Here is a 19102-nt window from a genome sequence, read left to right as displayed (position 1 = left end):
TCCACTCCGGCCAGCTGCAGGCCAGGATCAACGCACTCTAAATCGTGAAGAGCCCCTATACCCATGCCGCTGAGCGCAACCGAAAGGTTGATACAAAACATGCCGAAGAACGTTGGGGCTAATCCGGCGATGCGGCTGAAAAATGCCTCAAACGTCGATTGTTCGGTGACAAAGCCGTACGGCATGAAGCGCCAGATTCGCATGACATAGCTTTCGAAGGGGGCATTCCCCAGGGGATTATTTTGCGTAAGCACCAGAATCAAAAATGCGATTGCGCTGAACAACGCGCTGAGCAATACGGCACTAATTACTCCGGAGGCCCACCAACGGGAAGGGGAGACGTGGTATTTGATGATAAGAACTGAGTTGGTTGCCTGTATCAACATCAGAGCAAAAAGCGCTGCGTAGTGGATGAGATCCGGGAAGAACCAATCTGTGCCCCATAAGCTCAGAAAAGTGAAAGCTGCTGCTATGCCTACTGTCGCATAGAAGAATTCCAACCCACGTCCAGCATGGAATGTTGTGAATAGCCTCTGAATCTTTTTGCCGCTCATTGTTGTTCCTCAGGGTGATGGTTTTCTCCGGCAATTTCGATAAGCTCGCCGGCATTGAGGTAGGTCACTTCGAGTCCTTGTTCGTGTGCGCTCGTGGTTTGTTCACTAGTGAGGGCATGTGCCAAGACCACCCTTGTGGTCTGGCCGAGCTTTTGCTTGCGCAGGATCGTTAGATTCGAAGTGAAGGCCTCAATTTGAGAACTTTCAGCCGTAATGACAGGGTGTTTGAGCCTAAGCATTTCCACGTCTATCGGCTCATCCACGGTGAAATTTCGCAATGGGATGATGAAGTCGACTAATCCCTCAAGGTCGCTGGCATGTTGGGATGTGACAACAAATTTGTGATCGGGGAATTCCTCACACCGCGTCCTCAGCAAGTCTTTGAGCTGGTTGCGGTGGCTGGCATCGAGCCCATTAAACGGCTCGTCCAGCAATAGTTCACTTTTATTTGAGGCGAATACTCCTGCATTAATGACCATTTGGCGTTGTCCTACACTGAGCTTTCGCCACGGTGTCGTCACAGGAAAATCCAGCAATTCTGCTGCGTGGGATTCATCCATGTCCGTCCAGCCTGTACTCAAGGCAGAGAAGTGCTGCTTGGGGCTCCTGCCGAAGTAATGCATGTCTCCTGCGGCTTGGCCGAGTGCGGATTGAGGATTCTGGGCGAGTTCTCGAAGGTAGTGGGTTTTTCCCGCTCCGTTAGAGCCAACTACGCCGGTGATTCCGACTGCGGGTGATGTTCTAATCGGTTTGTTCATTGCGCATTTCCTTGGTGATGAGTTCCTTGACTGTTTCCGTACTCATGCCTAGAGCTCGAGATTCTCTAACTAGTGGGCGGATGAACCTTTGCGCAAAGAGCTCTTGCCTTTGAGCCATGATCATTTCTCGAGCGGAAGGGGAGACAAACATGCCGAGCCCTCTCTTCTTAGTTACGAGACCCTCTTTGTGAAGTTGAGTAAGAGCTTTTGCGGCTGTGGTGGGATTGACCGTGTAGAAGGCTGAAATCTCATTCGTGGATGGGACTCGATCATCAACAGAGAGTTGTTCTGCCCCAATGCGATTTTTGATCTCTTCTGCGATCTGGATGTAGATCGGCCGTGGGTCGTGTGGATCTATGGGCATGTCCGTCACCTCCTCGTTGGTGTTTGACTGTATGGGTTACCCACCTAAGTGGTAAACCTAAGGTGTGGTGGGGCTGCTGTCAAGAGCAGGACTAACTTCCCCTATGTACCGCAGAATGTGGTGTAGGGTCCGAAGCCTTCCGGAGCAGGGTGTGCGAACTTTTCGTCGTGCGCCCTGTTCTTTTTCTTTTCGACGCCAGGCTCCTCGCTTCCGGTGCTGTCAAAAGGATCAGTCACGGCCGCAAGTAGTTCTTCAAAGGCTTCGAAGTTTCCGTTGGATGCAGCTTGCAGTGCTTCCTCCACCAGGTGATTACGGGGAATGCGCACGGGATTGTTGCGCCTCATCAGTGCGGCATCGGGATTGAGCTCGTGCCAGCGTTGTAGCCACTCCGCAGGAGGGAGTGCGGAGGTTTCTTCTTTACCGCTCGCACTAGCTGACACGGTGAGGTCTTTTGACTCTGCCAGCGTGGCGAGGCTCCGCAGGACTGAGAGCTGATCGGGTTGCGCCACGTTGAGCCACTCCACAAACTCGTCGCACAGGGCAAACTGTTCCGAGCTAGGGGACGCGGAGTCTTCCGTCGAGAATCCCAATGCGGGCAGCATCGTCCGCGTAAACGCATCGCGATACATCGATTGGAATTCCTGCAAGACCTCCGTGGCTGCGGCTACTGCCCCCTCGGTATCAGTATCCAACTGCTCCTCAATCAGAGGAAGCAGAGATTCCGCGAGACGTTCCAGATCCCACAGCATGATGGCCGGTTGGCGCCCGAATGCGTAGCGTCCCTGCTGGTCAATAGAGCTAAACCAAGTGTGGGGATTGAAAGAATCGAGGAAGGCACAGGGACCGTAGTCAATCGTCTCACCAGAGATGGTGACGTTGTCCGTGTTCATCACCCCGTGGACGAATCCCACGTGCATCCACTGCGCCACAAGACGCGCTTGCTTAGCGCATACTTCTCGAAGCAGTCCCAGGTAGTCGCCGTCTGACAAGGGTGAGTCGCTGCCAGTGGCGTGGTGACGTTCCAGTGCGAAATCTGCGAGTTCCTGGAGGAGCTCCGGAGAGCGCTGCTGCATCATCCGGGCGTATTGAAAACTGCCGATCCTCAAATGAGAGCTAGCTACTCGTACCAGTACCGCCCCTGGCTCAGGAATGCTTCGTTGAACGGACTCACCAGTGAGGATGACTGCCAAAGAGCGGGTGGTGGGGATGCTCATCGCGTGCATCGCTTCGCTGATGAGGAACTCCCGCAGCATCGGCCCCACTGCCGCGCGGCCGTCTGAACCGCCCCGGGAGTAAGGCGTACGCCCACTGCCTTTCAGATGAATATCGCGCGGTGCGGCAGTCTCGGGTGAATGTGCAGAAATCACCTCGAGCTCGCCTAGTAAGGCAGCGCGACCATCGCCCAATAGTGGATTGAACTGGCCAAACTGATGGCCGGCATACGCCTGGGAAACCGGAAAGGCATCCTCCGGAAGCTCTTCTCCCAGTAAGAAACGCAAGCCATTTTCCGTGCGCAGCCACCCTGGATCAATACCCAGCTCGCGAGAGAGGGGCTCGTTGAGGAGGAGAAGGGTGGCGTCGGAAAAAGGAACGGGGGACCACGGCGCACACATGGCAGGCAGACTGCTGGCGAAACGGGAGGTGAGGCGAGGGGAGGAGGACAACATGCTCGCCACTGTAACGAGGAAACGGACAACGATGCGAAGGGTTTTGGTGAAACGAACCCCATCAACTAAAATGTGCAAGGTTGCTGCGTTACACCGATACCGACTCCGGTCGGCCGGTGGTCACCCGCAGCTAAAACATCAAGGGTTGAACCGGCCTTTTGCATCCGGCAGAAGGTGACTGAACTGCCCCGTGACCAAATAAGGAGCCATCATGGCCGTAAAGATCAAGCTGCAGCGCTTGGGTAAGATCCGTACCCCTGAATACCGCGTGGTCGTCGCAGACGCCCGCACCCGTCGTTCCGGCAAGGTTATCGAGAACCTCGGTATCTACCAGCCAACCTACAACCCATCTGTGATCCGCATCGATTCCGAGCGTGCACAGTACTGGTTGGGCGTGGGCGCACAACCAACCGAGCCAGTGCTCGCACTGCTCAAGGTGACCGGCGACTGGCAGAAGTTCAAGGGCCTCGAGGGCGCCGAGGGCACCCTGAAGCCACAGCCAGAGAAGAAGTCCAAGCTGGACCTGTTCAACGAGGCTCTCTCCGAGGCTGCTGACGGACCAACCGCAGAGGCCATCACCGAGAAGAAGCGCAAGGCAAAGGAAGAGGCAGAGGCTAAGGCTGCTGCTGAGGTTGCCGCTGCTGAAGAGGCTGCAGAGAAGGAGGCAGCTGCTGAGGCCGCATCTGAGGAAGCACCAGCTGAGGAAGCTGCTTCTGAAGAATCCGCAGAGTAATTTCTCGCTGCGATTCTTCTCGCTCGGCCTGGGATAACCGGGTACGTAGAGTGAAAAAGACCGACCTGCGGGTCGGTCTTTTTGTATGTGCAATTAGCCCTGCAATCACCCCTAGGTGGTAGTTCGTTGTCTCGCGCCTCACTACAGTTAGGAAGGTAAGAGAAATTTATGATGGACAACACAACTTGGAGGTAGCGCCACCGTGAACGTAGATCAGACCGTAAAGACTTATTACGAGCAGATCCTGCAGCGCAACGCCGGAGAGCCGGAATTCCACCAAGCAGTCTCCGAGGTACTAGAAAGCCTCAAGTACGTGCTGCGCAAAGATGATCACTACGCCGAATACGGTCTGATCGAGCGCATGTGTGAACCGGAGCGCCAAATCATCTTTCGAGTGCCCTGGACCGATGATCAGGGCAACGTGCAGGTCAACCGTGGCTTCCGCGTGCAGTTCAACTCTGTGCTGGGCCCTTACAAGGGCGGCTTGCGCTTCCACCCATCGGTGAACCTGGGCATCATCAAGTTCCTCGGTTTTGAGCAGATCTTTAAGAACTCCTTGACTGGCCTTCCCATCGGTGGTGGCAAGGGTGGCTCTGACTTTGACCCGAAGGGTAAGTCAGACCTAGAGATCATGCGTTTCTGCCAGTCCTTCATGACTGAGCTGCAGCGCCACATTGGCGACAAGATCGATGTGCCTGCGGGTGACATCGGCGTGGGAGGACGCGAGATCGGCTACCTCTTTGGCCAGTACCGCCGCATCAACAACGTCTACGAATCCGGCGTGCTGACCGGCAAGGGCCTGCAGTGGGGCGGCTCCCTGGTGCGTACCGAAGCTACGGGCTACGGCGCGGTGTACTTCACGCAGGAAATGATGAGCGCCGAAGGTGAACGCCTGGACGGTGCCAAGGTCATCGTTTCTGGTTCTGGCAACGTGGCAATCTACGCGATCGCCAAGGCGCAGGAATTGGGTGCCACGGTGGTGGGCTTCTCTGACTCTTCCGGTTTTGTCTCCACTCCCGATGGCGTGGACGTGGAACTGCTCAAGGACGTGAAGGAAAAGCGACGCGAGCGCGTCTCCGAGTACGCCAAGGAAGCCTCCGAAGCCGAGTTCCATGAGAACGGCAATATCTGGGAGATCGAGGCCGACGTGGCACTGCCATGTGCCACCCAGAACGAGCTGGACGGTGAGTCCGCAAAGCTGCTGGCAGACAACGGCGTGAAGTACGTGGCAGAGGGTGCCAACATGCCGTGTACCCCGGAAGCAATCGAGGTCTTCCGCAAGCGCAAGGTTCGCTTTGCACCCGGTAAGGCTGCCAATGCTGGCGGCGTGGCCACCTCCGCTCTGGAGATGCAGCAGAATGCTTCCCGCGATTCCTGGAGCTTCGAGTACACGGATAAGCGCCTCAAGGGCATCATGCGCAATATCTTCAAGTCATGTGCAGAGACCGCCGAGGAGTACGACGTGGAGCGGGACTACGTCACCGGCGCCAACATCGCTGGCTTCCGCAAGGTGGCAGACGCGATGCTCGCACAAGGTGTGATCTAGCCGGATCTGCATTCGTGGGCACAGTCCCACGAGACCTCCGGTTTATCTGCCCCGTCAGTATGATCTGCCACCCCGTGTGAATTACACTGACCAGCATGGTTGAACTGCAGATCGGACGCGTTATCAAACCTCACGGCGTGCGTGGGGAACTCGTGGTGGATGTCACCACTGATCAGCCCGAGCTGCGGTTCGCACAGGGCACCGTTTTGCAGGGTAGGCAAGCAGGACGCGATATGGAGCTGACTATCCGCTCCACGCGTCCGCACCAAGGCCGCCTGCTGCTGACCACTGAAGAGATCACCGACCGCACGGCCGCTGAGAGCCTGCGTGGCCTGCGCTTTTTCGCCGACCCCATCTTTGACGAAGATGAAGAGGGATACTACGACCACGAGCTGGAAGGCCTCCGCGTGCTCAACGTGGGCGCCGTGGACGAAGAAACTGCTCACGCTCGCGCCTACGAAGGTGCCGAGCCGGAACCCGAGGACATCGGCGAAGTCACCGGTGTCACCCACGGCCCGGCGGGCACGCTGCTGGAGGTCGCGCTCGATGCCAAGCCTGGCAAGATCGTGCTGATTCCTTTCCGCACCGCCATCGTTCCCATCGTGGATCTAGACAACGAAGCCCTGGTCATCACCCCGCCCGAGGGCCTGCTGGATCTCTGAGAGGAACGCTGAGAGCCGTGCGCCTAGACGTCATCACCATCTTCCCCGAGTACCTCGAGCCTCTCCGGCACGCGCTGCTGGGTAAAGCCATCGAGTCCGAAATCTTGCAGGTCGGGGTGCATAATCTCCGTTCCTGGACCAAGGACGTTCACCAAGCCGTGGACGATTCTCCCTACGGTGGTGGCCCCGGAATGGTCATGAAGCCAGAGGTGTGGGGGCCAGCGTTGGACGACGTGGCCGCCGGTACTGGGGTAGCGGCTGAGTCCGCAGATCTGACCTCTTCGGTCCCGCACCGTCCGTCGGCTTCCTCGTCTATCGTTTCCGACGCCAAGGATGAGCGACCTGGCGTCGAAAATAACAAGACCCCACTGTTGATCGTGCCCACCCCGGCGGGCACTCCGTTCACCCAAGACATGGCCGAACGATGGTCGCAGGAGGACCACCTGGTGTTCGCGTGCGGCCGATACGAGGGCATCGATCAGCGTGTGGTGGACGAAGCGGCGCGGACGTACCGGGTGGAGGAAGTATCCATCGGCGATTACGTGCTCATCGGCGGGGAGGTTGCGGTGCTGGTCATGGCCGAGGCCGTGGTCCGGCTCATCCCCGGTGTGCTGGGAAATCAAGCCAGCCACCAGGAAGATAGCTTCCAAGATGGGCTGCTGGAAGGCCCCAGCTACACCAAGCCACGTCTGTGGCGCGAGCACGAGGTGCCGCCGGTGCTGCTGAGCGGCAACCACAAGAAGGTGGACCGGTGGCGCCGGGATCAGGCGCTGCTACGCACAGCACAAAGGCGGCCCGAGCTGCTGGAACAGCTGCGAGCCGCCGGGGAACTCAGCCCCCGCGACGAGCAAGCCCTAGAAGCAGGCTGCTCGCCGGAGGACTAGGCGCTAGTGATCCGCGCCAGGGATGGCGTGCTTGTGATCGCGCGCTGCTTCGCCTTCGGCGTATAGCGGCATATCCTTCTTGGCCTGGTAGAAGGGGGCGTTATTTGGCTCCAGTGGCTGCTTGCCACGGATCAGGTCCGCTGCCTTCTCCGCCAGCATCATCGTGGGCGCGTAGATGTTGCCGTTGGTGATGATCGGCATGACGGACGCGTCCACCACGTATAGGCCCTCAGTGCCGTGGACTTGCATGGATTCAGGATCCACCACGGCCATCTCGTCTTCTGCCGGACCCATCTTCGCCGTGCAGGAAGGGTGCAGAGCGGTTTCGCCGTCGTTGCGCACCCACTCCAAGATCTCTTCGTCGGACTGGACGGCGGGTCCTGGGGAGAACTCCTTGGTGCCGTGTTCAGCCATCGCATCGGTGGCCATCAATTCGCGCGCCTTGTGTACGGCCTCAACCCACTCGCGGCGGTCCTGCTCCGTGCGAAGGTAGTTGAACAGCATCTTTGGCTTGACGTGCGGATCCTTGGACTGGATGCGTACCCAGCCCTTGGTGTCCGAGAACATTGGTCCCACGTGCCACTGGAAGCCGTGCTTGACCTTGGCTGGGGTGCCGTCGTAGCGCACGGCCATGGGCAGGAAGTGGAACATGAGGTTCGGGTAGTCCTCGTCGTCATTGGAACGAACGAAGCCGCCCGCCTCGAAGTGCGAGGTGGCCACCGGTCCCTTCTTGGTGAGCAACCATTGCAGCCCCATCAGCGGCCAGCGCCACTTGTGCAGGTAGGGCTGGGAAGAGTACTCGGTATCCACTTCGTACTGGATGTAGACCTCGAGGTGATCTTGCAGGTTCTCGCCCACGCCTGGAAGGTCCTTGACCACGTCGATGTCGTGGTCTTCCAGCAGTTCACGTGGGCCCACGCCGGACAGCTGCAGTAGCTGTGGAGTGTTGATGGCACCGCCGCAGAGGATGACCTTGTCCGCAAACACGCGGTGGGTCTTGCCCTTCCATTCGTATTCGACGCCAACCGCCTTGGTTCCCTCGAACAGAACGCGGGTGGTGAATGCCCTGGTACGGATATCGAGGTTCTTCCGATCCTTAACGGGGTGCAGGTAGGAACGCGCAGAGGAGGCTCGAGAGCCGTGCTTAATGTTGCGGTCGAATGGAGCGAACCCCTCCTGGCGGTAGCCATTGACATCGTTGGTCAGGTGGTAGCCGGCTTGCTGCACAGACTTAAATAGCGCTTGGAACAGGGGAGTGGTGGCCGGTCCGCGGCTCAAGTACAGAGGGCCGTCATGACCGCGGCGAGGATCCTGTGGATCTGCACCCTTAGCGGTTTCCATCTTGTTGAAGTACGGCAGGCAGTGTGCATAATCCCAGTTGCTCATGCCGGGAAGCTGGCCCCACTTTTCGTAATCCATGGGGTTGCCACGCTGGAAAATCATGCCGTTGATGGAACCGGAGCCACCCAAAACCTTGCCACGCGCATGAGGTACGCGCCGTCCGTTCATCTCTGGCTCTGGTTCGGTCTCGTACATCCAGTCGTAGTGCTTATTGCCGATGGGGAAAGAGAACCCAGACGGCATGTGAATGTAGAGATCCCAGATGGAATCCATGCGGCCAGCTTCCAGAACCATCACGGACTGATCTGGATCCTCACTCAATCGATTGGCCATCACAGATCCGGCGGATCCGCCACCCACGATCACCGCATCACGTCGGCGGTCTTCCACCACCTCACCCGCGGTGTCGTTGGAATTAAATAGGGAACGCACAACGCTTGTGAACGCCATATATAGGACCTCTCTGTGTCGGTTCTCATTCGGATCTGCGACGGCTCGTGTGGCATGTCTTGCCCGAGCCATTCTTGGCTCGACGCTACCAGAATGCCGTTTTGACGTGGATCTATGCTGCCTTCGGCTGCAAGTTTGGAGGACTGATCTAAAGCATCAAAAGACAACTTCACTCCTGTGTAGGGTGAAAACGTTGCGTGTTGTTGGCAGTCAATCCTTGTGAATCAGGCGCCAGGCACGTGGGTCGCAACTCGACCAGATTGACGTTTCATGAACGTAAAAGCTGCGGAAGCACCATGTCTGCAGCGAACGACATTTGAGGAGATAACTGGATGAAAAATTCAGAGAACTCGCACGACCCCACCGACGAAAGACGAGCGTCAGAGCAGATCCAGCCAGAAGTGGTGATCGGGTCGTACAACGTGGGAAGCTCGGAGCCATACCTGCCGGGAAGCGTGGAGAGCCCGCGCATTAATTGGCCGGTCTTTCTCATTTCCGCAGCTGGCGTGTTGGCTGTCACGCTCTACGCGGGTATAGGCAAGGATTCTGCGGCCGAACAGTTGGCCACGGTGACCGGTTGGATCGCCACCAACCTGGGTTGGTTCTATATCTTGACCAGCACGATCGTCGTGGGTTTTGTCTTGTGGGTGGCGTTCTCCAAGGCAGGCACGATTCGTCTGGGGCCGGATCATTCTCGCCCTCAGTTCCGCTTGTTCTCGTGGGCGGCCATGTTGTTTGCCGCGGGTATCGGCGTGGATCTCATGTTCTTCTCGGTGGCGGAACCCGTCACTCAGTACTTGGCCCCACCTGAGCTCACTCCGGAGTCCCAGGCGGCCGCCGAGCAGGCCGTGGTGTGGGCGCTGTTCCACTACGGTGTCACTGGTTGGGCAATGTATGCCCTGATGGGCATGGCTTTTGGCTACTATGCCTACCGCCTCAATATGCCGTTGGCGATCCGCAGCGCTTTATCGCCTATTTTCGGCAAGCGCATTCATGGCCCTATCGGCGATACCGTCGATATTGCTGCGGTGTTGGGAACGGTCTTTGGTATTACGGCATCGCTGGGTATCGGCGTGGTGCAGTTGAACTATGGTCTCAGCCTCATGTTCGGGATCGAGCAATCGCTAGCTGCGCAGATTGCCCTCGTCGCCATCGCCGTGGTGGTTGCCACCATTTCTGCAGTCTCGGGCGTGGATAGGGGAATTAAGCTGCTCAGTGAGCTCAACGTGGTGCTGGCGCTGGGTCTGCTGGTGTGGGTCGTTGCCACAGGCAAGACCGCGTTTTTGTTCGACGCCTTCGTGATGAATATCGGCGACTATGTCTCGTCTTTCCCAGGCATGACCATGGAAACCTTTGCATTCGTCGAGGATCAAGCCGCCGTGAAGGAATGGATGTCTGGTTGGACCCTATTCTTCTGGGCTTGGTGGGTGGCATGGGCACCATTCGTGGGTCTTTTCTTGGCGCGTATCTCCCGTGGCCGTTCACTGCGTCAGTTCGTGGTGGGCGTGCTGACCATTCCGTTTTTCTTCATCTTGGCGTGGATGAGCTTCTTCGGAAACTCCGCGTTGGATCGCATCATCAACGGCGGAGATTTCGCATTTGGAGAGACCACGGCGGCTGCCCCGGAACAGGGTTTCTATGACCTTTTAAGCACCTACCCCGGTGCGACTTTCCTCATCGGTTTGGCCACACTCGTTGGCCTGTTGCTGTACATCACGTCTGCCGATTCTGGTGCGCTGGTGCTTTCCAACTTCACGTCGAAGATCACGGATAGTAGGCAGGACGGCGGAAAGTACTCCCGTATGTTGTGGTCCGTTCTGGTGGGGGTGCTGACCATTGTTCTTCTGCAAATGGACGGTGTGACCACTGTCCAATCCGCCACCGTGGTGATGGGATTGCCATTTGCCGTGGTGATGTACGGCGTGATGTTGGGACTGGTCCGCTCGTTCCGGTTGGAGAATTACCACACCAACGCCCGGGCAATTTCCTTCCATGGCGCGATCTCCGGACGAACTGGTTCGGGTTCCCAGAATGTGGGTTGGCGCCACCGCCTGAGCCGAGCCTCAACGTGGCCACACAGTAAGCGAGCACAGGAATACCTAGACGCTGTGGCTCAACCTGCGTTGGAACAGGTCACCAGAGAGCTGGAGAACAAGGGACTGAAGGCCGTACTTATCAGCTCCGCGGTTTCTGGATTGCCAGTATCGCAGCTGGATCTCACGGTAGATATGGATCAGGAGCAGGATTTCCGCTACCAGGTCTATCCGATGGAGCATCCTGTGCCGTCGTTCACGCGAAACACCAGCGATGGAGAGGTTTATTACCGCCTCGAGGTCTTCGATCGCACTGGTTCTTTGGGATATGACGTGTTTGGCTACACGCAAGATCAACTGATCAATAATGTGCTTGACCTCTATGAACGCCACTTGGAGTTCTTGCACATTCAGCGTGATCTGCCCGGAACGTCAGATATCACGGACGGTTCGGAGCCCGCTCGCGAATGGTCAGAGGACGCCTAACCGCCAGTCCTGCCACGTCGCGGAAGCGCCAACAGATTCCGTAGGCTGGCATCCAGACAAAACCCGCACCAGAGGCGATTGGCTCATTGGCCCACACTCTGCCGTTGCATTTTTTCGCCTCTGAGAGATTTATAGGAGCTCGACAACCTTGACTACCTTGTTTGACCCCACCCAGTGCGACATGTTGCGCGGAGCCACGGACGGATCTACTCCGTCGACTCTGTTTATCGATGGTAAGTGGCAACCCGCAGCGTCGGCAGAATCCCGCACCATCATCAATCCAGCAGACGGTTCCACCGTAGGAACGGTCTCTGAGGCGGGGGAGGAGGACACGATTCGTGCGATCGAGGCTGCGCGCAAGTCCTTCGATTCTGGTGTCTGGTCGTCGGTTCCCGCGATGGAGCGCGGCAAGTTGTTGCTGAAGGTCGCGGATATTATCCGCGAGCGCAAGGACACGTTTGCCGCCGCCGAGTCCGCAGATACGGGCAAGCGTCTCGAAGAGTCGCAGGCGGACATGGACGATATCGCTGGTGCTTTTGACTACTTCGGCACGTTGGCTTCGCACGAGGCAGGCCGCGTTGTCGATCCTGGCAACCCGGATGTGCGTTCTCGTGTCGACGCCGAACCCGTGGGCGTCTGCGCGTTGATCACCCCGTGGAACTACCCGCTGCTGCAGGTCAGCTGGAAGGTCGCGCCCGCCTTGGCCGCCGGAAATAGCTTTGTTCTCAAGCAGGCGGAGCTGACCCCGCACACCGCCATGATGCTGCTGAGCATCCTCAAGGAAGCCGGACTGCCGGACGGCGTGGGCAATCTGATCACCGGCGCCGGTGCTAGCTGCGGTAATCCACTGAGCCAGCACCCAGACGTGGACATGGTTTCCTTTACCGGCGGACTGGTCACCGGCCGTCTGATTGCGAAGAACGCCGCAGAGTCCGTCAAGCGCACAGCATTAGAGCTGGGTGGCAAGAACCCCAATGTTATTTTTGCCGACGCCAACTTCGACGCTGCCGTAGATAACGCCATGTCTGCTGCGTTTTTCCATTCCGGTCAGGTGTGCTCCGCGGGTTCCCGCATCGTGGTTGAGGAATCCATCCATGACAAGTTCGTGGAGGAATTCACCAAGCGCACGGCCAAGATCAAGGTGGGTGGCCCCGTCGATTCCGTGGCGGAGACAGGCCCTCTGATTTCCGAAGAACATCGGGAAAAGATTGTTGCTTACGTCGAAAAGGCAAAGGAACAGGGCGCGAAGATCACCACGGGCGGCCGCATTCCTACTGCGGAAGACAATCAGGGTGACCACGGAACGGGCGAGACCGATCTGACTGCGGGGGTGTACTACTTGCCGACGATCTTGGACGAGTGCACCCAAGACATGGATTGTGTGCATGACGAGGCCTTCGGCCCAGTGGTGACCATCGAGACGTTCTCCACGGAGGACGAGGCAGTCGCCATTGCCAACGACACGGAGTACGGGCTCGCTGGAGCCGTCTGGACTTCGGATGCGGGCACGGCCGAGCGAGTGGCGCGCAAGCTCCGTCACGGCACCGTGTGGATCAACGATTTCCACCCTTACCTGCCGCAGGCGGAGTGGGGCGGTATGAAGCAGTCCGGCAACGGACGCGAGCTGGGTCCCACCGGTTTGGCGGAATACCAGGAGCACAAGCACGTCTACACCAATCTGTCCCCGGCAGTGACCGGGCAGTTCAAGGGATAAGGCGATTCCGCAATGACTCAGCAGCTCACGCATCCCGTGCTCGCCGATATCAACGCGCTGCTGCGCGCCGCGGATACTGATGCGGTGGCACGCAGGATCGCGGAAACGCTGAGTCAACGCGGGGCGTGTGACATCCAGGTGCATATCGCAGACGTGGCCGCCGGGTGCGAGCCGGACAACATGCTGGTTACCGAGTGGCAGCAGCGATTCGAAGCCCCTCCCATCGCGGAGAGCTTGCATCGGATCGTGGTGGGAGCCACCGCCCCGGAATCTTTGCCGGATGCGGATATCACGCAGACCATTGCAGAAGCGCTACCGAAAGCACCGGACGGGTCCCAGGGCCTGTGGTACGGCTCCACTCGCCGCGCTGAGCTGCAGAAAGCGGATCTGAGCATCCCCATTGCGTGCCGAATGAACTAGCCACGCACCCGCTTTATTAGAGTGATCCAGATGATTAGCCAGACTATTGCGCGCGAACTTGGCGTCGGAGAAAACAACGTCAAGGCGGCGATCGCCCTGTTGGATGAAGGAAACACGGTGCCTTTCATCGCCCGCTACCGCAAGGAAAAGACCGGCGGGTTGGATGACACCCAACTGCGAACGTTGGAACACCGGCTGAACTACCTGCGAGAACTCGAGGACCGCAAGGCTACGGTCATCGAGGCCATCGAGGCGCAGGGCAAGCTCACCGACGAGCTACGGGCGGAGATTCTCGGCGTAGACACGAAGGCGCGCCTGGAAGATCTCTACCTGCCGTACAAGACCAAGCGCCGAACCAAGGCGACGATCGCCCGCGAGGCCGGTCTGGAACCTCTAGCCAAGCAGCTGGTTGCCCCAGGAGTCACGGTGGATCCGGCCGAATTGGCCGCCGAGTTCGTGACGGAGGGTTTTCCCGACGCCACCTCCGTGCTCACCGGCGCCCGGCACATCGTGGTGGAGGACATCGCCACCGATGCGGACGTGGTGGGCCGTGTCCGCGACGAGTTCTACGCCCGGGGCAGTGCCATCGCTGAAGTAGTCGAGGGGAAAGAGGACGCAGGTGCGAAGTACCGGGACTACTTTGAGTTCTCGGAGCCGTTCACCGCGCTGCCCAGCCACCGCATTTTGGCACTGCTGCGAGGTGAAACCGAAGGCGTGCTGCGCGTGAACTTTGCCGCTGGTGACGGCTCCGATGAGGATGCCGATAATGCCTACTTCCAGCAGCTCATTGCGCGGGACGCAGAGCTGGAGCCACAAGGCGATGTGGCAGACAAATTCCGCGCGGAGTGCGTGCGCTTTGCATGGCGGACCAAGTTGGCCGTCAGCTCCGCGGTGGATGTACGCATGCGACTCAAGGAGCGTGCCGATGAAGGCGCCGTGGAGGTGTTCTCCCGCAACCTGAAAGATCTACTGCTGGCAGCACCGGCTGGTCAACGGGCGACGCTGGGGCTGGACCCCGGCTACCGCAATGGCGTGAAGTGCGCCGTGGTGGATGCCACGGGCAAGGTGCTGGATACCGTCATCGTCTACCCGCACCAAGGCGCGGCGAAGTGGGATCAGGCTAGGACCGTGCTGTCTGAGCTCACTGCCAAGCATGGTGTGGAGCTGTTGGCCGTGGGCAACGGCACAGCTTCTCGCGAGACAGAAAAGCTGGCGCGGGAGATCGCGGATCTGATTGCGCAGGCCGGTGGCGCTAAGCCGCAAGCAGTGATCGTGTCCGAGTCGGGAGCATCGGTGTACTCGGCATCGGAGGTGGCGGCGCGCGAGTTCCCGGAGATGGATGTCTCTCTACGTGGCGCGGTCTCGATTGCCCGCCGCCTGCAGGATCCCTTGGCCGAGCTGGTCAAGATCGATCCGAAGTCCATCGGCGTGGGCCAGTACCAGCATGACGTGAACCAGAATCTCCTCAGCGCGGGATTGGATTCGGTGGTGGAAGATGCCGTGAACTCCGTGGGCGTGGACGTTAATTCTGCTTCTGCCCAGTTGCTGCAGCGCGTGGCCGGAGTCACCCAGACTCTGGCGGACAACATCGTGGCCTACCGCGATGACAACGGCGCGTTCACTTCTCGCAAGGAGTTGCTCAAGGTTCCTCGTCTCGGACCGCGAGCCTTCGAACAGTCCGCTGGATTCCTCCGTATTCATGGCGCGAAGGATCCTTTGGACGCCTCCGCTGTGCACCCAGAGGCATACCCGCTGGTGCGTCGGATGAGCGAGGAGTCCGGGCTGTCCGTGGATTCCCTCATCGGCAACACCCGCGTGCTGAGTACCTTGCGGCCGCAGCAGTTCGCCGATGAGCAATTCGGCGTGCCGACGGTGACGGACGTTCTGGCTGAGCTGGACAAACCCGGTCGCGACCCTCGCCCTACCTTCAAGACCGCGACATTTACCGAGGGCGTGGAAAAGGTTTCAGACTTGACTCCGGGCATGATCGTCGAGGGAACGGTCACCAATGTGGCTGCCTTTGGAGCGTTCGTCGATGTGGGCGTGCACCAGGATGGCCTAGTCCACGTCTCCGAGATGAGCACCAACTTCGTCAAAGACCCCCACGAGGTTGTCTCCTCGGGGCAGGTCGTCAAGGTTCGTGTGGTGGACGTTGACGTGCAGCGCAACCGAATTGGTTTGTCGCTGGTTCTTGCCGCTGACGCCAACTCCAAACGATCCCACTCGCGTGCCGGTGAACAGCAGGGTGCTGGCCAGGGAGGAAAGAAGCAGGGAGGCAGGAAACAGAGCGGCAAGAAGCCAGGCGGTAACAATCCGGGCGGCCGCGGAAACGGCAAGAGCCCACAACAGCAGGGGAGTGCGCGACCATCTGCTGGCGGCGGATCTTTGGCCGACGCGTTACGTAAGGCCGGGTTTGGCAAGTAGCCGTGTCAGATTTGCCTGATCAGCTTGGGTACTGGCATACTACTCGGGTTAATCAGTTGTGGGTACGAACCCGTAGGCGCACCAGTGAGTGAAAAGCCGCGAGGATCCTCTATCCAGACGAGCACGAAGGATTATATCCATGCATATTCTTGACAAGGTCGATGCAGCACAGCTGCGTTCCGACATCCCAGATTTCCGCCCAGGCGATACCCTCGACGTTCACGTCAAGGTCATCGAGGGCACCAAGTCCCGTATCCAGGTGTTCCGCGGCGTTGTTATCCGTCGTCAGAACTCCGGTATCCGCGAGACCTTCACCATCCGCAAGGTGTCCTTCGGCATCGGCGTGGAGCGTACTTTCCCAGTGCACTCCCCAAACATCGATCACATCGATGTTCTGTCCCGCGGCAAGGTTCGTCGCGCGAAGCTGTACTACCTGCGCAACCTGCGCGGCAAGGCAGCCAAGATCAAGGAAAAGCGCTAAGCTTCCCCTTCTTCTCACTAGCCCCCATCGTCACCACCTCGCGTGGTTGCGGTTGGGGGTTTTGTGTTGGGCTCATCGTGGGACGTGGGGCGGAGTATGGCGTCGGAGAAAAAGAACACCGCACGTCAACCGCTACACAGACACGGACAGCACGTGACTCACCAGAGGTGACAGTTCCCGCTGGTACGCTGTCACCTTGTGACTGAACAGCGTGCTCAAGATTCCGATCCGACCGGCCAACAGGCCGCTACCGGTGCCGCCATGGCCCGCAAGAAGGAAAAGAAGGAAAAGAAGACCTACCCGTGGTGGGTAGAAATGCCGATCATCATCGTGGTGACGCTGCTGCTCCTCGGTGCGTTCAACACGTTTGTTGGGCGCTTGTACCTGATTCCCTCTGAGTCCATGGAGCAAACCCTGCATGGCTGCAACGGCTGTACTCCAGACCGCATCTTCGTCAACAAGCTTGCTTACGGAGACGACGAAAGCCCCGAGCCGGGCGACGTGATTGTCTTTGAAGGACCCGATTCGTGGAACGGCAGCTACGTCTCCACCCGTAACTCCAATAAGGTCATCCGCGGCATCCAGAACGCGGGTACCTTCATCGGCCTGGTCGCGCCGGACGTGAACACGCTGGTAAAGCGAGTGATCGCCACCGGTGGGCAGACGGTGCATTGCCAGGAGGGGGACAAGGGCATCATGGTGGACGGCAAGCTGCTCAATGAGCCGTACATCAATGACCCTCCGGCCTTCCCCATTGCTTCTCCGACGGGCTCAGAGGCTTGCGGTGGAGAGTACTTCGGCCCCGTGACCGTGCCGGACGATCACCTGTGGATGATGGGCGATAACCGCACCAACTCGCTGGATTCCCGCGGACACATGGGCGATGAGCTGCAGGGCACGGTGCCAGTCAGCAACGTGGTGGGACGCGTGGAGGCGATCGTGCTGCCCGTCAGTCGCATTGGCCGCGTGGAATCCGTGGACAACCAGGCTGCTTAAGCGCTGAATTTTTAAGCCGAACCCGTGTTATCTACTGAACACCCAGCCACCTCGGCGCGCCCGCAGGTCCGTGAGATGTCGCATGCACGCACTCTGGAGCACGCGTTAGACGTGGCGGGCTTGGGGCCCGTGGCGGGAGTGGATGAAGCCGGGCGTGGCGCGTGCTGTGGGCCGATCACCATGGCGGCCTGCATTCTTCCGTCGGGCTCGATTCCGGAGTTGGACTCTCTGACGGACTCGAAGAAGCTCTCGCCGAAAAAGCGTGATCAGCTGTTCGGGGTTATTCAAGACAAGGCTGTGGCGTGGTCCGTGATCCACGTGACCGCCGCAGAGATTGATCGGCGAGGCATTCAGCCTGCCAACGTGGACGGCATGCGCCGGGCGGTGGCCGTGCTCGATGTCATTCCCGGCTACGTACTGACCGATGCGGTGAAAGTGCCGGGGCTGATGCAACCGCACTTGCCGATGCTCAAAGGCGATCAGCTCTCGCGGTGCATCAGTGCCGCGAGTGTGCTGGCCAAAGTCTCGCGGAACCGGCTGATGGTGGAGATGGACGCGGAATTCCCGGGTTATGGACTGGCAGGGCACAAGGGATATGGCACTGCGGATCACATGCGCGCGGTGAGTCTCCACGGCGGAACCCCGCATCACCGTTACACTTACAAAAATGTGGCGGCGGCTCGTGCTGAGTACGAGCAGCAGCGCACGTAAAGCCTGATTGAGCTGCGGGACACGCCTGGGCGTGTACTGTGGCGCGCGATTTTCTTAGAAGGTGTGGAGGCTCAAGTGAGCGCTGAAGAGCTAGACGACTACGAGGCAAACGTCGAGCTGTCCATGTACCGCGAATACCGCGACGTGGTTAGCCAGTTTTCCTATGTGGTGGAGACCGAACGCCGTTTCTACCTGGCTAATGCCGTGGAGCTGATTCCGCGTAATTCCGGCGGCGAGGTCTACTACGAGGTTCGCATGTCCGATGCGTGGGTCTGGGACATGTACCGTCCTGCCCGCTTCGTGCGCTACGTCCGCGTGATCACGTACAAGGACGTCAACATTGAGGAGCTGGACAAGCCGGAGCTGCAGCTTCCGGAGAACTAGCGTTCTTTTTCTTTTCTTCCACAGGCCAGGGGTTGTCCACAACCTCCTGGTCTTTTGTTGTTTTCGTTCCCCTTTTTCCCGACGCCAAGCTCCTGCCCGTAGTGCACCGTAGCCTGCATGACAACGAGACACCTGGGCAATGCAGGCGAGGATATGGCCGTGGCCTATCTGACAACCTTGGGCTGGACAATCCTGGAGAGAAACTACACGTGCCGCTATGGGGAACTGGACATAGTGGCACTACCAGATAATCAGCGAGCCGACGTGCTTGCGTTTATCGAGGTGAAATACCGGGCCCGAACGTTTTTCGGCACTGGGCTGGAAGCGGTGACTGTGACGAAGCAGCGGAAGGTCTCGTTGGCAGCCACGCACTGGATGTCTGAGCGCAGGAAGCAGCTTGATGCGGCGGGTGCTCATAGGCCGCACGTGCGCTTCGACGTCATGGATATCGGTCCTGCTGGCGTGCGCGATCACGTGATGGGGGCGTGGTGAAC

At 58.9% G+C, this 19102-nt stretch carries 18 protein-coding genes; 13 read left to right on the top strand and 5 right to left on the bottom strand.

The annotated features are described in order from the left end of the window. The 4 genes from IM764_RS09145 to IM764_RS09130 all read right to left on the bottom strand — a co-directional run. Window positions 1-554 (bottom strand): hypothetical protein (locus tag IM764_RS09145; RefSeq protein ID WP_194187607.1); only part of this gene is annotated, 554 nt, incomplete at its 3' end. Continuing rightward, window positions 551-1312, bottom strand: coding sequence for an ABC transporter ATP-binding protein (locus IM764_RS09140; RefSeq protein ID WP_194187606.1), 762 nt, complete (start codon window positions 1310-1312; stop codon window positions 551-553). The genes IM764_RS09145 and IM764_RS09140, both read right to left, overlap by 4 nt. Next, complete coding sequence (locus IM764_RS09135) at window positions 1296-1676, bottom strand: GntR family transcriptional regulator (RefSeq protein ID WP_194187605.1); 381 nt, start codon at window positions 1674-1676, stop codon at window positions 1296-1298. The genes IM764_RS09140 and IM764_RS09135 overlap by 17 nt, the downstream gene beginning before the upstream one ends. Before the next feature lie 101 nt (window positions 1677-1777). Further along, entirely contained in the window at window positions 1778-3343 is a 1566-nt protein-coding gene (locus IM764_RS09130) for a YdiU family protein (protein WP_194187604.1), read from the bottom strand. Window positions 3344-3554: 211 nt separating this feature from the next. Here IM764_RS09130 and rpsP point away from each other — a divergent pair, with 211 nt between their 5' ends. The 4 genes from rpsP to trmD all read left to right on the top strand — a co-directional run bounded on the left by rpsP (window position 3555) and on the right by trmD (window position 7168). After that, window positions 3555-4076, top strand: coding sequence for a 30S ribosomal protein S16 (gene rpsP / locus IM764_RS09125; RefSeq protein WP_194187603.1), 522 nt, complete (start codon window positions 3555-3557; stop codon window positions 4074-4076). A gap of 202 nt (window positions 4077-4278) precedes the next feature. Further along, window positions 4279-5622 carry an NADP-specific glutamate dehydrogenase gene (gdhA, locus tag IM764_RS09120; protein WP_194187602.1) on the top strand — a complete coding sequence of 448 codons (1344 nt, stop codon included), beginning with the start codon at window positions 4279-4281 and terminating at the stop codon, window positions 5620-5622. Between the two features lie 95 nt (window positions 5623-5717). Further along, window positions 5718-6284, top strand: coding sequence for a ribosome maturation factor RimM (rimM, locus tag IM764_RS09115; RefSeq protein WP_099297119.1), 567 nt, complete (start codon window positions 5718-5720; stop codon window positions 6282-6284). A gap of 17 nt (window positions 6285-6301) precedes the next feature. After that, window positions 6302-7168: a tRNA (guanosine(37)-N1)-methyltransferase TrmD gene (gene trmD / locus IM764_RS09110; RefSeq protein WP_194187601.1), complete on the top strand. Its 867-nt coding sequence runs from the start codon at window positions 6302-6304 to the stop codon at window positions 7166-7168. A gap of 3 nt (window positions 7169-7171) precedes the next feature. On the opposite strand, the gene betA is transcribed toward trmD, so the two are convergent. Then, complete coding sequence (gene betA / locus IM764_RS09105; protein WP_194187600.1) at window positions 7172-8959, bottom strand: choline dehydrogenase; 1788 nt, start codon at window positions 8957-8959, stop codon at window positions 7172-7174. Window positions 8960-9291: 332 nt separating this feature from the next. On the opposite strand from betA, the gene betT reads away from it, so the two are divergent. The 9 genes from betT to IM764_RS09060 all read left to right on the top strand — a co-directional run bounded on the left by betT (window position 9292) and on the right by IM764_RS09060 (window position 19100). Then, window positions 9292-11478 (top strand): choline BCCT transporter BetT, encoded by a 2187-nt coding sequence (betT, locus tag IM764_RS09100; protein WP_099297113.1) that lies wholly within the window; start codon window positions 9292-9294, stop codon window positions 11476-11478. Window positions 11479-11659: 181 nt separating this feature from the next. Next, window positions 11660-13192 (top strand): aldehyde dehydrogenase family protein, encoded by a 1533-nt coding sequence (locus tag IM764_RS09095; RefSeq protein WP_099297579.1) that lies wholly within the window; start codon window positions 11660-11662, stop codon window positions 13190-13192. 12 nt (window positions 13193-13204) lie between these two features. Beyond that, window positions 13205-13612, top strand: coding sequence for a hypothetical protein (locus IM764_RS09090; RefSeq protein ID WP_194187599.1), 408 nt, complete (start codon window positions 13205-13207; stop codon window positions 13610-13612). Window positions 13613-13642: 30 nt separating this feature from the next. After that, window positions 13643-16036 (top strand): Tex family protein, encoded by a 2394-nt coding sequence (locus tag IM764_RS09085; protein ID WP_194187598.1) that lies wholly within the window; start codon window positions 13643-13645, stop codon window positions 16034-16036. 139 nt (window positions 16037-16175) lie between these two features. Beyond that, complete coding sequence (gene rplS, locus IM764_RS09080) at window positions 16176-16517, top strand: 50S ribosomal protein L19 (protein ID WP_099297107.1); 342 nt, start codon at window positions 16176-16178, stop codon at window positions 16515-16517. Between the two features lie 261 nt (window positions 16518-16778). Next, window positions 16779-17513, top strand: coding sequence for a signal peptidase I (gene lepB, locus IM764_RS09075; RefSeq protein WP_099297577.1), 735 nt, complete (start codon window positions 16779-16781; stop codon window positions 17511-17513). A 75-nt stretch (window positions 17514-17588) separates the two neighbouring features. Next, the gene (locus IM764_RS09070) at window positions 17589-18224 is read left to right on the top strand and encodes a ribonuclease HII (protein ID WP_194187612.1); all 636 of its coding nucleotides are present in this window, start codon (window positions 17589-17591) and stop codon (window positions 18222-18224) included. Window positions 18225-18299: 75 nt separating this feature from the next. Further along, the gene (locus IM764_RS09065; protein ID WP_099297575.1) at window positions 18300-18608 is read left to right on the top strand and encodes a DUF2469 domain-containing protein; all 309 of its coding nucleotides are present in this window, start codon (window positions 18300-18302) and stop codon (window positions 18606-18608) included. A 117-nt stretch (window positions 18609-18725) separates the two neighbouring features. Further along, window positions 18726-19100, top strand: a complete 375-nt coding sequence (locus tag IM764_RS09060; protein WP_099297103.1) for a YraN family protein — start codon at window positions 18726-18728, stop codon at window positions 19098-19100. Window positions 19101-19102 lie beyond the last annotated feature (2 nt).

The organism is Corynebacterium sp. ED61 (assembly GCF_015233855.1).
Classification (GTDB): Bacteria; Actinomycetota; Actinomycetes; order Mycobacteriales; family Mycobacteriaceae; genus Corynebacterium; species Corynebacterium dentalis.
The sequence above is the reverse complement of the archived record's forward strand: the minus strand, read 5'-3'. Positions and strand labels throughout refer to the sequence as shown.